The organism is Pleomorphovibrio marinus (genome assembly GCF_003347495.1).
In the GTDB taxonomy this organism is placed as follows: Bacteria; Bacteroidota; Bacteroidia; order Cytophagales; family Cyclobacteriaceae; genus Pleomorphovibrio; species Pleomorphovibrio marinus.
Genome location: NZ_QCXY01000013.1, coordinates 200846 through 215866, shown reverse-complemented (window position 1 = coordinate 215866; position 15021 = coordinate 200846). Strand labels below are relative to the sequence as shown.

General features: G+C 43.7%; 19 protein-coding genes. 10 read left to right on the top strand and 9 right to left on the bottom strand.

Annotation, left to right across the window (positions count from 1 at the left end):
- The 6 genes from DB520_RS24650 to DB520_RS24630 form a co-directional block, all read left to right on the top strand.
- On the top strand, nucleotides 1–343 hold a 343-nt coding region (locus tag DB520_RS24650), incomplete at its 5' end, for a T9SS type A sorting domain-containing protein (protein ID WP_157972236.1).
- A 382-nt stretch (nucleotides 344–725) separates the two neighbouring features.
- Nucleotides 726–875, top strand: a complete 150-nt coding sequence (locus tag DB520_RS27105; RefSeq protein ID WP_198675446.1) for a hypothetical protein — start codon at nucleotides 726–728, stop codon at nucleotides 873–875.
- Nucleotides 876–1067: 192 nt separating this feature from the next.
- Nucleotides 1068–1313, top strand: coding sequence for a hypothetical protein (locus DB520_RS24645; protein ID WP_114752445.1), 246 nt, complete (start codon nucleotides 1068–1070; stop codon nucleotides 1311–1313).
- Nucleotides 1310–1633: a type II toxin-antitoxin system RelE/ParE family toxin gene (locus DB520_RS24640; RefSeq protein ID WP_114752444.1), complete on the top strand. Its 324-nt coding sequence runs from the start codon at nucleotides 1310–1312 to the stop codon at nucleotides 1631–1633. Before DB520_RS24645 ends, DB520_RS24640 begins: the two co-directional genes overlap by 4 nt.
- A gap of 133 nt (nucleotides 1634–1766) precedes the next feature.
- Complete coding sequence (hemF, locus tag DB520_RS24635; RefSeq protein WP_114752443.1) at nucleotides 1767–2681, top strand: oxygen-dependent coproporphyrinogen oxidase; 915 nt, start codon at nucleotides 1767–1769, stop codon at nucleotides 2679–2681.
- Nucleotides 2678–3256: a phosphatase PAP2 family protein gene (locus DB520_RS24630; protein ID WP_114752442.1), complete on the top strand. Its 579-nt coding sequence runs from the start codon at nucleotides 2678–2680 to the stop codon at nucleotides 3254–3256. Before hemF ends, DB520_RS24630 begins: the two co-directional genes overlap by 4 nt.
- 93 nt (nucleotides 3257–3349) lie before the next feature.
- On the opposite strand, the gene DB520_RS24625 is transcribed toward DB520_RS24630, so the two are convergent.
- Entirely contained in the window at nucleotides 3350–3943 is a 594-nt protein-coding gene (locus tag DB520_RS24625) for a riboflavin synthase (protein ID WP_114752441.1), read from the bottom strand.
- A gap of 120 nt (nucleotides 3944–4063) precedes the next feature.
- On the opposite strand from DB520_RS24625, the gene DB520_RS24620 reads away from it, so the two are divergent.
- Together DB520_RS24620 and DB520_RS24615 are read left to right on the top strand one after the other, a co-directional pair.
- Complete coding sequence (locus DB520_RS24620) at nucleotides 4064–4723, top strand: protein-L-isoaspartate(D-aspartate) O-methyltransferase (protein ID WP_114752460.1); 660 nt, start codon at nucleotides 4064–4066, stop codon at nucleotides 4721–4723.
- Nucleotides 4724–4774: 51 nt separating this feature from the next.
- The gene (locus DB520_RS24615; protein WP_114752440.1) at nucleotides 4775–5305 is read left to right on the top strand and encodes an acyl-CoA thioesterase; all 531 of its coding nucleotides are present in this window, start codon (nucleotides 4775–4777) and stop codon (nucleotides 5303–5305) included.
- A 524-nt stretch (nucleotides 5306–5829) separates the two neighbouring features.
- Here the strand turns inward: DB520_RS24615 and DB520_RS24610 are convergent.
- The 4 genes from DB520_RS24610 to DB520_RS24595 form a co-directional block, all read right to left on the bottom strand.
- Nucleotides 5830–6936 (bottom strand): STN domain-containing protein, encoded by a 1107-nt coding sequence (locus tag DB520_RS24610; protein WP_198675445.1) that lies wholly within the window; start codon nucleotides 6934–6936, stop codon nucleotides 5830–5832.
- A gap of 82 nt (nucleotides 6937–7018) precedes the next feature.
- Nucleotides 7019–7996: a FecR family protein gene (locus tag DB520_RS24605; RefSeq protein WP_114752438.1), complete on the bottom strand. Its 978-nt coding sequence runs from the start codon at nucleotides 7994–7996 to the stop codon at nucleotides 7019–7021.
- Between the two features lie 13 nt (nucleotides 7997–8009).
- Nucleotides 8010–8543 (bottom strand): RNA polymerase sigma-70 factor, encoded by a 534-nt coding sequence (locus tag DB520_RS24600; RefSeq protein WP_114752437.1) that lies wholly within the window; start codon nucleotides 8541–8543, stop codon nucleotides 8010–8012.
- A gap of 241 nt (nucleotides 8544–8784) precedes the next feature.
- A complete protein-coding gene (locus tag DB520_RS24595; protein ID WP_114752436.1) occupies nucleotides 8785–9876 on the bottom strand; it encodes an acyloxyacyl hydrolase in 1092 nt (363 codons plus the stop codon).
- Between the two features lie 623 nt (nucleotides 9877–10499).
- Between DB520_RS24595 and DB520_RS24590 the strand changes: the two genes are divergently transcribed.
- On the top strand, nucleotides 10500–10856 hold the full coding sequence (locus DB520_RS24590) for a nucleotidyltransferase family protein (RefSeq protein WP_157972234.1): 357 nt from the start codon (nucleotides 10500–10502) through the stop codon (nucleotides 10854–10856).
- A 7-nt stretch (nucleotides 10857–10863) separates the two neighbouring features.
- On the opposite strand, the gene DB520_RS24585 is transcribed toward DB520_RS24590, so the two are convergent.
- Nucleotides 10864–11085: a DUF2905 domain-containing protein gene (locus DB520_RS24585; protein ID WP_114752459.1), complete on the bottom strand. Its 222-nt coding sequence runs from the start codon at nucleotides 11083–11085 to the stop codon at nucleotides 10864–10866.
- A 24-nt stretch (nucleotides 11086–11109) separates the two neighbouring features.
- Between DB520_RS24585 and DB520_RS24580 the strand changes: the two genes are divergently transcribed.
- Entirely contained in the window at nucleotides 11110–11823 is a 714-nt protein-coding gene (locus DB520_RS24580) for an SAM-dependent methyltransferase (RefSeq protein ID WP_114752434.1), read from the top strand.
- On the opposite strand, the gene DB520_RS24575 is transcribed toward DB520_RS24580, so the two are convergent.
- The 3 genes from DB520_RS24575 to DB520_RS24565 form a co-directional block, all read right to left on the bottom strand.
- Complete coding sequence (locus DB520_RS24575) at nucleotides 11820–12461, bottom strand: hypothetical protein (RefSeq protein WP_114752433.1); 642 nt, start codon at nucleotides 12459–12461, stop codon at nucleotides 11820–11822. The two genes, DB520_RS24580 and DB520_RS24575, sit on opposite strands and share 4 nt — an antisense overlap.
- A complete protein-coding gene (locus DB520_RS24570) occupies nucleotides 12458–13072 on the bottom strand; it encodes an outer membrane beta-barrel protein (protein ID WP_114752432.1) in 615 nt (204 codons plus the stop codon). Before DB520_RS24570 ends, DB520_RS24575 begins: the two co-directional genes overlap by 4 nt.
- A gap of 121 nt (nucleotides 13073–13193) precedes the next feature.
- Nucleotides 13194–14966, bottom strand: a complete 1773-nt coding sequence (locus DB520_RS24565; RefSeq protein WP_114752431.1) for a PQQ-dependent sugar dehydrogenase — start codon at nucleotides 14964–14966, stop codon at nucleotides 13194–13196.
- Between the last annotated feature and the right edge of the window lie 55 nt (nucleotides 14967–15021).

Here is a 15021-nt window from a genome sequence, read left to right as displayed (position 1 = left end):
ATTCCCCTTTTCCTTTAACGCCACGGCCACCAACCCCTGCGGCAGCACGCCCTTCACCTTCTGCTTTATCAGCGGGCCCAATTGCCCCCTGAGCAGCTATGCCCTCAGCCCTAACCCCGCGGACGAGGAGGTCACCGTCACCAACCTGGCCGCCAAGGACGGAGAGCCTGGCGCAGAGGTGGAGATCCAGATCATCAGCCAGGCCTTCGAATCGGTACTTTCCCTAAAAGCCCGGGGCCCAAAGATAAGCGTACCCACTGGACACCTGCCCAACGGGCAGTACATCCTCCAGATCTCCGACAAAAACGGCGTGTATAGAAAGCATTTGATGATCCGGCATTGATGGAAAAAAGCCCTTCCAAACTCCCAAAACTTTGGAAGGGCTCTCCCACTCACCCTACTGGCCTCCGGGCTATCTCACTAAACCGGATCAAGGGATTATGGCACAAAGGGCTTAATAGAAAATCAGAAGCCCGAGAAGTTACCATAATCAAACATAAACCAATCGTATAAATTAGTATCGCGTAAAGAATGATTTGACGTTCGGATTCCGGCAGATTAACTTGTGTACTGCGGAGGTTCTCTGCGCATATCTGCGAAATCTGTGGGAGGTATTTTTCTATAGTTTAGTTAACATAACACAAGGTTGAAGAGCGGAGCCTATCAGGGTTTCTTAATACTGGTTTTTATTTCTAACTTTGTATCCGTGCAGAATCGGATAAAGCATGAACTCCGACAAATCATTTCAGGATAGGGCCAGGAAAGGAAAGGAGGAACTATCCAAACAAATGCCTGTCACCTTCGAGAAAGCCTGTCTTCAAGCCCAAAGGTTGAAAACCCAAAGCAAATCAGGAACAAGGAAAGAGAAAGCCTGAATAAAATAATTTTTGAAAATGACACCTGGATCTCGGATTTGGATTTCTCCAAATAAAACCAGCAGCTCGCCCAAGGTTCGATGGGCAGGGTTGGGGAGGGGATTCCCAGGTAAATATCTTTTACAATCAGTCCCAAATAGTAGCCAATGAAACAGAGACAGATTTTTTGTAACTTTGTATAAAAGTGAAGCCATGAATATTGAAACCAGGAAAATCAAATTTGTTCAAGAGTTCTTAAAACTCCAGGACGAGCGTTCTATTTCAAAACTTGAAAGTTTGTTACATAGAGAGAAAAATGAAGCTGACAAAATCAACCTAAGTCCATATAGTAAAGATGGATTAAACAATAGAATTGATAAATCTGAGAAAGATTTTCAAATAGGTGAATTTAAGACTTCGCAACAACTGATTGCAAAATTTCAGAGTTTAGACAAATGACTGTCATATGGTCTAAATTTGCTGAAAGTCAATTGGATGATATTTTTTTTTATTATTCCCAAAAAGTAAATTCTGAGTTTGCCTTGAAAATTATTACCGAATTAATCAAGGCACCGGAAAAATTAATGCAAACACCTCACATGGGTCAGGTTGAGGAACTGTTAACTGGAAGGTTAATCAAGTACAGGTATTTGATATGCAATAATTATAAAATCATCTATTCTGTCGATGAAGAGAAGAATGCCATTAGAATTTCGGATGTGTTCGATACGAGACAAAATCCTTCTAAAATTGAAAGATCGGGGAGTGCCAACCTTTGAGTTCTGTGTTAACCTAATTATTTGTTGGTGTTACTACTATAATGAGCAAATATTTTTACTCCCCAAAGGCCAAGCTTAAAACCGGGTGGACCCTGTGGTGCCAAACATTACCACTAAAAACAATGATTACTAAATGAACTCAGAATTAACAAAAGAAATCATCGCAGAGGAGTTTAGGCAAATCCAATCCCATATCTGTGAGGAGCTGGAAAAGGCTGACGGAAAGGGCGTATTCATCAAGGATCACTGGCAGAGAAAAGAAGGCGGTGGTGGCTTGACAAAGGTGATGAAAAACGGCAACATCATAGAGAAAGGCGGGGTGGCGTTCTCGGCCGTACACGGCCCTGCCCCTGAAAAGATGTTGAAAAAACTGAAATTACAGGGATCGGACTTTTTTGCCACGGGCGTTTCCATCGTCATACACCCCCACAGCCCCATGGTGCCCATCATCCATATGAACATCCGCTATTTCGAAATGAGTGACGGCACCTACTGGTTTGGCGGGGGAATAGACCTTACCCCCCATTATGTAGTGCCTGAGGACGCGGCCTACTTCCATAATCAATTGAAATCCACCTGCGACCAGTTCCATCCTGAGTTTTATCCCAGATTCAAGGCCTGGGCAGATGATTATTTCTACTTGAAGCACCGGGACGAGACCCGGGGGGTTGGGGGAATTTTCTTTGACCGGCTACAGGCAAGCCCCTCCCTTTCCGTCACCCAGCTCTTTGAATTTGTGAAGAAGGTAGGGTATTTATTTCCAAAAATATACCGATACCTGATGCAGAAAAACCATGCCCTTCCCTACTCGGAAAAAGAAGAGCAATGGCAAAAGATGCGCAGGGGCAGGTATGTGGAGTTTAACCTGGTGTGGGATGCCGGCACCAAGTTCGGGTTGGATTCCAATGGCCGGACGGAAAGCATACTCATGAGCATGCCCCCTATGGCCACCTGGGAATATGATCATCAGCCACCACCGGGATCTCAGGAGGCCTATACCCTGGAGCACCTGAAAAAAGGAATAGACTGGATCGCTGAAACCAAATGATAGAGAAGCTCAGAGAATGGGATGAATCGCTTTTTTTGTGGCTAAATGCCCAAAGACTGGACGTGCTGGATCCCGTGATGAATACCCTTACGGGAAGGTACATTTGGATACCCCTATACCTCTTGATCATCTTTATGCTTATCAGGACGTATGGTCAAACAGGTGTTTGGTACACAGGAGGGCTGCTGTTGCTAATATTTTTGGCCGACCAGTCCACCTCCTCTGTGATGAAACCCTATTTCGAAAGGTTAAGGCCCTGCCACGACCCCAGGTGGGAGGGGATGATCAATAATTACTCCGGCTGCGGGGGAATGTACGGCTTTGCCTCCTCCCATGCCTCCAACACCTTCGCCCTGGCCATGTACCTTTGGCTGATAGGTAGGGAGAAATTGCCCCTTTTTTCATGGATGTTTTTGTGGGCGGCCATTATCTCCTACACCAGGGTTTACCTTGGCGTCCACTATCCCGCAGATATACTGGTAGGAGCCATGGTGGGAATGCTGGCCGGCCTTATCACCTATTATGCAATCAGCTTTATGATGATTAAGGCTAGAAGGGAAAAAGTGGAAAGTTAAGGATGAACAATCCTATCATCGCATAGCTGAATACATCATCAACAATCCGAAAAATTGGGACAACGATAGATTAAACAAAAAATAAAATGGTAATTATCCCTGATAACCCTTAATGATCCGCTGAATATATTTCCCAACGATATCAAATTCCAGGTTGACCTTATCCCCTACCTGAAGTTGATGAAAGTTCGTGTTCTCATAGGTGTAAGGGATGATGGCCACTGTAAATTTGCCAGGCCGAGAATTGAAGCAGGTAAGACTGGTGCCATTGATGGTAATTGACCCCTTTTCCACCGTGATATTTCCGGTACCGGGGTCAAAGGAAACGTCAAACAACCAGCTTCCGTCTTTTTCTTTTATGCTTTCCACGGTTCCCACCTGGTCCACATGGCCCTGTACAATATGACCATCAAAGCGGCCGTCGGCAGGCATGCAGCGCTCCAAATTCACCAAATCCCCTTCTTTCCATTGTCCGAGGGAGGTTTTTTGAAGGGTTTCATCGATGGCAGTTACCCTGTATTTTTCGGGGCTTACATCCACCACGGTAAGGCATACTCCGTTATGGCTTACAGATTGGTCTATCTTCAAAGACGAATTGATGGGGGTATGAATATCAAAGTGGGTATTGGTACCCTCCCGAGAAAGTGCAACCACTTTTCCCAAAGTTTCTACGATTCCAGTAAACATAGTTTATAATCTATGAAAGCGGGCAAAAGGTTTCAAAAAAGTACAATTATCTGCACATTTTCAAATTTACCCCTATCATTTATAAAACCTCGGCATAAAGTCACTTATTTTGTGGGTATGATGTTGAAATTGGAAGATTCTTATCTGCACAAGGGACAAAGAAAAACCTTGATTGCCACATTGAAGCAAAAAGGGATTTCCCATCCGGGGGTATTGGAAGCTATGAACACACTCCCCAGGCACTTTTTTTTCGACTCTGCACTTTTAAGCCATGCCTATCAGGACAAGGCATTCCCAATTGGCGAAGGACAAACCATTTCCCAGCCTTACACGGTGGCATTCCAATCCTCCTTATTGGACGTGCAGCATGGACACAAAGTACTGGAAATTGGCACAGGTTCAGGATATCAAGCAGGGGTTTTGTTTCTTATGGGGGCTGATGTTCACTCTATTGAGTTCAACGAAAGGCTTTACAAAAACACCAAAAAGTTTCTGCCAAGAATAGGCATCACTATCCATCATTATCACGGTGATGGTAGCCAGGGATTACCCGGTGAGGCACCATTTGAAAGGATATTGGTTACGGCCGGTGCTCCGGTGGTCCCCAATTCACTTTTGAAACAACTAAGTGTGGGTGGTGTGCTGGTAATCCCAGTGGGGGACCGCAACACCCAAAAAATGCTTAAGCTTACAAAAAAAACGGAAAAGCATATTGTACAGGAAAGTTTTGATCATTTCTCCTTCGTTCCTCTTCTGGGAGAAAAAGGTTGGACAAAGTAAACCTATCTAAGTCTAGAATACATCCTAATACGTCAACGAATCAACAGATAAATGTCCAAAAAAAAATACGTCAAAGATTCCGAGGTCACCATGACAGAGATGGTGCTCCCCAACGACACCAATACCCTCAACAACCTCATGGGGGGTAAGCTGATGCATTGGATGGATGTGGTGGCCGCCATTTCAGCACAGCGGCATTCCAACAGCATCGTGGTAACCGCCTCCGCAGACAGCATTTCTTTCAAAAACCCCATAGCTTTGGGCAATGTGGTCACGCTGAAGGCACAGGTAACCCGTGCCTTCAACACCTCCATGGAAGTGTATATTGAGGTCTTTGCGGAGGACATTCCAGCAAACAGCAAAATCACCACCCACAGGGCCTTTTTTACCTTTGTGGCAGTGGATGAAGGTGGCAAACCCGTGAAAGTGCCGGAGCTGGTACCGGAGACGGAAAATGAAACCGAACTCTTTGAAGGCGCACTGAGAAGGAGGCAGCTTAGGCTTATTTTGGGCAAAAGAATGGATCCCCAAGACGCCACCGAACTGAAATCCCTTTTTGACTTTGGGGATTCAAACAAATAGCCTAAATGGTCAATCTATAAATAAAGGGAAATCACCCCCTAATTTGACTTAATCGTACCTGCTGCTCTGTTTGTGTTTACATTTACATAATCAAAAAGGAAATCGAGCCTGTCCTGACGGCAGTCAGGGCATGACGAGCTAGTCACACACTGGGATGCCCGGGAAAGGGTTGAACCCCGTGACCAATTATTCGGACTGGTACCCCATTCGATAAATCCATCAAATTCACCAAAAACACTCCGTTTCTCGAAATTTGCAATTTCGAGAACAGATAAAGCGGATTTGTAATCCGCAGGCTGCACATCTTCGTGAAAATATTTTGGATTTCGGAGCCTTTACTTTTCTAGAACATTGCTTCAGATCTTGTTCTGGGGGATTACCAATCCCGAACAGCGGCAAAGCGGCTTCTAAAAATCAACCCGCCTTCCTGGGCAAAGTCAACGAGTCTCCACCTCTCCCCCTCCTGTTTTAGGAGGGAAAAAAAGGGGGTGCTGGAAACAATTCGGGTACAATCGTACTAGAATTTAATTGTCAAAGAGTTGAAATTTATAGATAATCCCTGCTCTCCAACCTACCCAAAAATTACTGATCTTTTCTGGCTCAAAGCTGCTAGCAAAGTCCCTAATCCCTTGCTGTTCAAAATTTGGCAATGCGGGTGCTGGTGCGGGGTAACCTCCTCTTCTATCACTTTGAATGTACTCCCCAGCATGGGAAAAAACTTTATGCCAATTATCCACCCAAGTGGTAGTAGAAGCAAAATTAAAAGTTGGCCCAAGCTGTAACCTCACTTTTTCCGTTAGATGATAGTTAAACAAGATATTTACCTGATGCTGATGAATATTGACGGATGACCTGGGACTGTATCTTCCCACGTCAAAGCTCCCCATTTGATTCAGCCTTTGGTTCACGAATTCCATCCGAGAAGGCTTAGGCAATACAGAGGAGGGGTCCGGAGTGTATTCCTCTGCAGAAATGGGTTCCTGGAAATTTATTCCTGCATATATGTAATTTATGTTAATTCGGAAACCTAAAAATTCTGGCAAAGCCACTCCAGCACCATACCCCATGGTAAACCCATTATTATGTTGCCAGATGGGTTGTAGGACAAAATAAGCAGAGCCATAACCTGGAGTAAGTTCCAGGCCTGTCCCAATATCACTGGTCAACATTCCCAAACCAAGGTTCAATTTTCGCATCCACATGGGCCTTCCCTTGTATATCCGGGAATGGCCGAAAAAGCCAGATTGCAGGGGCTCGTCGAATTTAGGGTATCTAAGGTAATATTCCAGTGGAAGCCTAGGGGACTCTTTGGCGAGTACCTCTGCCTTCGTTCTTTGGATGGAATTTTTATATTCCTCCTCCTCAAGAGAATTATCGGTCTTCTCCTTGGTGGCCAAAAAGGCACTTTCCCGGGTTACGAGCTGTCCTTTTATGACGACGTGCCTTTCGTTTAATTGGAAAGTAATACCTAAAAGAGCACTAATTTCAGAAAACAACTCTTCCACGGTATTCCCCCTTGCGGATATGGATACAGGTGTCTGCGTATCCACATTATTGGAACTATAAATAAAATTTAACCCTGTGCTTTGGGTTAAACGATCTACCAGTTCTGAAAAGGTGGAATTCTTCACACTAATGTGATAAGAGTCGGGGCTATTTGTGTGCTGGGCGAAGGACAAATTGGGCAATAGTATGTGTATAGCATAAAAAATGCTAGCAACCATTACCCTCCAAAATATACCCCTCTTCATTTTCTGCTACAGAAAGATTCAATGTTTCCGCTATCAAATTAACCAAATTTTCCATAGAAATCCCATCAAATGTACCCGTCAAATGACAATTTAAAATACTTGCCTCGCTCACCTTCACTGATTTGCCATAGGTTTTCTCTATAATCTCCACTATTTCCCTTAATGGGGTCTCCTCAAACACCAAAATTCCAGTAGCATATGCAAAATAATTCACATTTAACTGGTTCTCTACGGTTATTTTTCCGGCCCGGCTCCAACCTGATTGGCCCCCTTCAAGGGTTGTTGCATCCTCCTCTGAGGATAACTTGACTTTCCCTTTAGCTACTACCACTTCCAAGACATCCGGGTCCAGCTTTGCATTAAAGACTGTACCAAGCACCTCAATTTCACCCTGCTCAGTTTGAACCACAAATGCCTCACTGTCATGGGGCATTACCTCAAAGAAACCCTCTCCTTTTTCTAAGGTCACTTTTCTATGTCCATCGCCAAAGTTCTCCTCATAGGACACAATGGAAAACTTATGCAGACTTAGCATAGAACCATCAGGCAACTCAAAAGTTTGGAGGTTATCTTGCGTTTCCATAACCATTACCTCTTGCCCAGTTCCTAGGAAAAAGTAAAACAAGGAAACGGCACTCAACAAAAACAGCATCATAAATGCTGCGATTTTGGGAACAGTACGCTGAAAAAACCATACCCGTTTAGGGGCATCCAAGGTGGTTCTCTTTTTAATAGTATCCCATGCGCTGTCTTTATCAATTCCTGGGGAGTCCTCATCTGGATAGGTGAAGAGGTAAACCTGTCGAAATTCTTCAAAAACCTGCCTATTTTCCTCCAAATCCAGCCATTCCTCCAAAGAGAGGGCCTCCTCCGGACTGGCTTCTCCAGCAAGGTATTTGATGATCACATCATCGTTGATAGTTGCCTTTTTCCTTTTCACCTTTCTTCTTCTTTTAAATCAAATGCTTAAGTTCTGCTCTTAAAAGCCTCAAGGCCTTACCCATGTGATTTTCAACGGTGTTTTTGGAAATGCCCATTTTATCTGCAATTTCCACGTATTTCATTTCCTCAAACCTACTTAACACAAAAACCTGCTTGCATTTTTCGGGAAGTTTTTCCAAAGCCTTTTGTATTGCCAATCGCTTCTCCTCACCATCCTGCTCTGTTGGTGAATTCCCTGCAGGAAAGAAAGCCTCCTGTTCGGCATACTTTTTCCTCACTTGTTTGTGCTCCTGGGCATTAATACACCTGAAGTAAACAGCTTTATAAAAGTATTGCTTTACAGATTGATTAATATTCAAGGAACTACGTTTTTCCCAAATATCCACAAATAGGCCTTGTACCACATCCTCCGCCTCGTCCATATCTTTCAGATAGGTAAATGCATACCGACAGAGCCCTAGGTAGTGTAAGTCAAACAAATACCTCAAGGCACTGGAATCCCCATTGCTCAATCGCTCTATTAATTCATCTTCAGTACCGTTCACTTAATTGTACAGAATAAAGGTTCCAGAAATATTTCGGTCTCCTTACAATATAGACAGTCCAAAGCGGCAATACCACTACTTTAAAGAGAATTTTTTCGTATTTTCTCGTCTTACTTTATGAATTGATGAACAACGGCACCTAATAAATTGACCGGAGTCGAGTATTTGTTCAATGGAGATGAACCCCCTCTTTTTACCGGAGTAGAGACATTCAAACCTTTCCCTTGAGGAAGGAAGTGAATTACCACAACTTCCTACCCAGGGTCCACTCCATATAATCCGCACGGCCACCATGGGCCCTTAAGGTTGCCCCAACCAGCCAATTTTTGCTGATCCTATAATGCAACCCATAACGTTGATACATTAGAGGATGCCCGGAATGGGGACTATGCACATACACTCCCAACTGGGTGACAAGACTCAATTTGTTCATGTGAAATTCATGCCCGGCAGTCAGTGCCCACCTTAACCGATGAAAACTTATTGGTTCTTCCAGGTGTCGATTCACTTCCCTGCGCTCCTGAATATACCCATCGTTGAAATCCACATCCAACCCTAGTAAATAGGAGCCCAACAAGCTATATCGGTAGCCAGCCTGAAGGGTGGCCGCAGCGACTGGAAAAGACTTATAGTTAAGCACCCTGATACTCTTAAGTCCCAACTTTCCAAAAACAAGAGGAGTCCATTTGCCAAGCTCATGTTCCTTTTCGGGATGATTAAAGGATTTCCAAGCAGGTTTGCTCTCTTTGGATAGCTTCATAGCCCCCCCTACACCTGCATGTATAATGTTAAGGCCTGAATTGGGTAGCTTACGGGCTGCATTGCTGATATGAGTGATCCCCCCTTGAACCTGCAGCCGGAATGTCTCACTCACCCAGTAGCTATAAATAAGTTGACCCTCGCCAAAAAAATTAATCTTGGAACCAATGGCCAGTTGAAGGGGATTATCGTGATAGTCGTATGGATTTTCCACATAACTTATGCCTAATCCTAATCTGCCATATAAACCGTGCCTTTCATTGCCCAGAATTTGGGGCTGCAAATAACTACTTAAAGACAATGACCGCCCCGTATAGCTGTTGTCATGATCCATGAAGGTCAGGCTCAATCCCGCCTCGGGGTTTCCCAAGGCTTTTTGGTATGCTTTATCCTTAAGGATAAAACCATAATCCACCTTGAAAATATTTGGAATGCCCTGGATGTCTCGTAGTTCTTGGTGATGGGCTAAGGTATATCCTCTGGAAACTTGAAGGTTAAGGTAGGATTGTCCAAAAGAACATTCCACTGATGATATAACAAAAAACAACGCTAACAAGCAGTAATCCTTATTCATAATTTAAAAACTGAAATATGGCTACCCCAAACAAGGTGTTTATTCTTTTGGAAGTTACGGAAATTTTCAAAGTAAGTTTTCCCCAATAAAGAAAATTGAATCGCTAACTTTTTATATGTTTATAGTTGTCTTTCCATGGTAAGACCTGACTGCCATGCCTTCGGCCGGTAAACCGTCAGGCAGGTAGCCTGCCCCGAACTCGATTTGGGGGACTCGATTCGGGGGAATGCCCTGGATAATCATCCCCCTATGGGAGGATTCTTTCTCATGGGCATTTCATGGGTTTATCATTGGAATATAGTGGCCATACCTTGGCTCTGCCAGCTCCTATCCGGATCATTATAGGAACTCGATTCGCAAGAATCCCTCACCCCGATAGCAATCCCAACGGGTGAGGTTCTCGTCATGTTCGAGTTCAAATTAAGACAGGGCTTTGGCATTTTGTCCTACAGGACCCCCACTTTTCAAACCATCATAAAGCAACAAAAATTACTCCTAATGAAATAAAATGAAAAAGAAGGCTTAATTTTGAGGATAAAACAAAAGCAGAAAAAAAGCTTCTGCTTTTAAAGCCCAGATAAAACCTAACAATAATCTTTTATTTCTTACTCTTCTATCTCTACATGTCAGTTTCTCAAACATCAATAGCTACCAATTCAAAATATGGACTACATCCATCCGATCTAGACCATTTGATGTCGGTATTCAAGAGGCACCCCTCCATCTCCCAAGCTATTTTGTTTGGAAGCAGTACCCTAGGGAATTATAAAGCTGGCAGAGATGTGGATATCGCTTTGCAAGGTACCCTGGCACTTTCTAAGGAAATGAAAGAAATACGTTTTTTACTTGACGAAGAGGGACCCTTGCCATACCAAATCGGCCTTCTGGTATGGTCAGACATCACCAATGAAGAATTAAAAAGATATATTCAAAGAGTGGGCGTTCCGATTTACCAAAAAAATAACCCCAATATCCTATAATCCGGGACTAGCCACCAAACTTCCTCCAGAAATACACCAGCAAGGTGAGGAATAGACTCAGTAAAATACTGGTGCCTAATGGGAAATAAAAGGTGAAGTTGTCCCGCTTAAACACCATATCCCCTGGCAAGGATTTAATCCCAGGAAACTTATAAAGCCCCCAGAGTAGTATTCCCCCCAGCAATAAGAGCAGTCCGGTAAAAATCAGTATTTTTGCAATTGCAGGCATACCATTTTCCATTTCACAAAAGTAATGCAATCTACAGGAAAACTCTACCTCATCCCCAATATATTGGCCGCTGAAACTGCCGGATTTGTAATTGCCCCACAAGTAAAGGAAATTATCTCCGCCACTTCCTATTATCTGGTAGAAAACCTACGCACAGCAAGACGGTACATCAGCAGCCTAAAACTAGGCTTAGATATAAGCAACCTTCATTTCGAAATTCTTGACAAGCGGACCTCAGACGCTGAAATAGCTACCTTGGCCTCCCCCCTATTATCAGGGCATGATATGGGGGTCCTCTCCGAGGCTGGATGTCCGGGAATTGCGGATCCGGGGGCAAAGGCCGTTGCATTTGCACATAAAAAAAATATCCAAGTGGTACCACTGAGTGGTCCCTCTTCCCTTTTCTTGGCATTGATGGCTTCCGGTTTTAATGGACAATCCTTTGTATTTCATGGGTATTTGCCCATAGAGCGCAAGGAAAGGGTAAACGCCATGAAACAACTCGAACAAAATCTCACAAAAGAAGGAAGCACCCAGATGTTTATGGAGACCCCCTTCCGCAACCAGAGGTTACTGGAAGATATCCTTTTACACCTGCATCCCTCCACTTTGTTGTGCATCGCCAAAAACCTAACTGCGGCAGATGAAATGGTCCAAACGAAGTCCATAGCCGACTGGAAAAAACTCCCCCCCGACCTTCATAAAATTCCAACAGTGTTTCTGTTGGGAAGGTATTAAAAGTAATAGCGAAAAGAAAGGGTGGGCTTATTCAGAATAAGGTCAGTTTTCCCAGTAAGCCAATGGGATTTGGAAGTATTCACCTCTTCCTGGTAAGTCCGTCGTCGGTTATATTCCAAACCAGCATCCAAAAGGATCAATTCAAAAGCAAATCTCTCAATAGGAAAATACACCAATCCCAACTGACTAAAAAGTTTCAGTTGATTTATTCTATTTCTGTAAGAATCCGCCTGCAAACTCGGTCGATAATTATAATTTTGATCTTCCCATTGGTAGGCTAGCCCATTGGTAAGGCTAAAAAATAGGCTGGGCTTCAATTCCCAATATTTTCGAAGTCCCATATACCCTTTCCAAGTAGTACTAACACTCCTGTAATTATGTCCAGCTTCATTCAACCTGTCAAAACTATTCCGGTCATACGTAAAACCACCCACTAGCGCCAAATTATCCCTAACAAAATACTCATAATTTGGGTAAAAGTTCATTCGTTTATTAGTGGATTCAAGGTATTGGCCGTTCCGTTCAAAATTTTGAAAGCTGAACATTAGCCCCACTGACTGGCTTCCCTTAGTCGTTTGCGAACTAGCAGCAAAGGAAATCATTCCTATTACCATCAGTATCCCCAACTTTTTTTTCATTGCTTTTGACTTTGGAGGAGAAATTGCAAACGAACACTACCGAAATTAGTGAAATTTAGGTTCCAGTTTCGGGTATTTACCTCATTGGGTTGCCCAGAATCATGGAAGTGGCGGGAAAAACGTGCTCCTCCAAAGGAAGTCTCAACCAACCATTTTTCACTTATCCTAAATGCCACCCCGGGGCTAATCTCTACAGTGAATCCTCTGCTGCCAATATCTCCCCAATTACTACCTGAATAGGAAGTAGAAGGTTCAAAAAAGAAGTAGATCTGTTCTGCCAACCTGTAATACTTTCTATAGAACAGAGAAATGGCCCCATTTGAATTGTATTGCCTGTCTCCAAATGATTCCCCGTCCCGGTAGGCTTGTTGGGTAGAAAATCCGATCCCTGGCGAAATCCCAAAGGCGGAGGATTCGGAAATAAAGTAAGCTACAGAGGGGTTAAAAGAAGATGAAAAACCAGTGCTAGTCATATTTCCTTCTTGGAAAGTGGCACCATTTGAAATACTGACACTCCCTCCTAGCATAAGGTTTCCAGGTTGGAATTGAGCCATCACTGAACTGGAAAAAACAACCAGGAACAGGAACAATAAAACAAATTTCGGTTTCATCTATTTTTTAGTTAAAGCTTTCAACTCCTGCTCAAAGGTTAAATAAATTAAAGAAGGAATAGGAGTTTCAACGGCAAGATGAAACGAAAGTTTTAAAATAAATTAAAACACCTTAAAATAATTACAACTTACTAGTACCTACTACTTTATACACCTTCCCGTCTGCTTTAGTGAACAAATAAATTTCTCCATTAAAATCCCTGGCCAGCCTTAGGTCCACCCGGTTGATTCCACCGAGTTCCCGGAGTGTTTTTATCTCTCCTTCATGGGAAACCTGCCATTCAAAGATCGCCGCTTCCTTACCCCTTTCCAGTTCATGGGAATTTACAAAGAATAGGCGGCCGTGTACAATATCACCAAATAAGTACTTGCCTTTAAGGCCTGGGACTTCCGTCCCCCAATATTCATATCCCCCTACGATTGCATTGCCTTCGTCGTGGTCATACATGGCTACAGGGTAGGTGAAACCGTACTCCTCCTCATCAGCAGGCAAAGGAAACACCTGATTGATGTCCATATAAGGCTCTATCGCCCATTTCCCTTCCCTTATCGGCCAACCGTAATCATCTCCGGGTTTTACGATGTATAGTGATTCAATCTTACCTTGCCCAATGTTGGAAGCCAGCATACGGCCATCTCTTAACCAGGTAATACGATGAGCATTGCGAAAACCATGAGCATATATTTCTTCCAACGGTGGCCCTTCTTGCCAAGAAAGAACATCTGAAGGCGATTCAGGCAACTGGTCCTTTCCTACAAAAGGATTATCCGCTGGAATTCCATATGCTCCATTTTTACTATTTTTCCCAGTCGGGTCTATTCGCAGAATACTTCCCCAAGCCTGGGTAGGCCCATAGGTGATAAAGGGGAAACCTGAACCTACACATCCTCCATCACCTATTCCAATATATAGCAATCCATAGTCCTGGTCCCCGGGTTGGGATAAGGGATTAAAGGTTAGTTCTTGCATGCCATGTATACCCGTAACCATATCTATTCTAAACAACTCCCTGGGCTTTCCCTGAAATGGAATCACCAATGGATCATCCGTATGCCATTCAGTAACCACCCATTGCAAGGTGACTTTGATAGAATCTGCATAGCCAAAATCCGCCTTTCCTGAACCAGGGCTCTCGGTATGAGAAGTGTATAGCAACCCATTTTCCCTATACTCAGGATGGAAAGCAAAACTCCCGAATCCCGTTGCCAACCCAGGTTTATTGATGAAATTCGGCATTAGCTTTTCCATATCCATAAATTCCGTCGTTTTGCCTTCCGAGATGTGAAACATCTTCCCCCGTAGGTCCATGATAAAAAGTTTATTCTCATCCGGATAATGATCCATTTTGGCAATCCTTGCCCTTGGCCTTTCATCGCTGGATGCTGGAACCTGCGCAAATAAACTCAGTTCAGCTACTAAATCACTTAAGGGAATTTTTTCAGGTATCGGATTATCTATGGAATCCGAGCGGGTTTGGTGATCCACTTTAGGTGCCTCATACTGGTGCATGTAGGCGATAATGGCATCAATGCCCCCCTCTCCCAGATGCTCAAACCCTGGCATATACGTGTTATACCTAGCGAATACAGCCTGAGCCCTTTCATCTCCACTATCAATCATTTCGGAAGGGTTGGAAATAAAACTCCTGAGCCAGTCCAGGGAAACCTCTCTGGTTACTCCTCCTAATTGGGGGCCGATACCATCTTGGTTGAAATTATGGCAGGTACTGCAGTGGTTGACAAATAGGGTTTCACCCTTAGAGAGCGTTTCCTCGTCCATATCAATGAGGTCCTCCATTTGCACTTCCTCCCCGTTTCCACAGGAAAAAAATGCCCAAATGGTCAATAGACAAAAGTAAACAAGTAAATAGCTGCCGGTAAAATGATGTTTCATGTGTTTATATTTTCTTTTCAACGGTCACATAGCCTGCCCCGAACTTGTTTCGGGG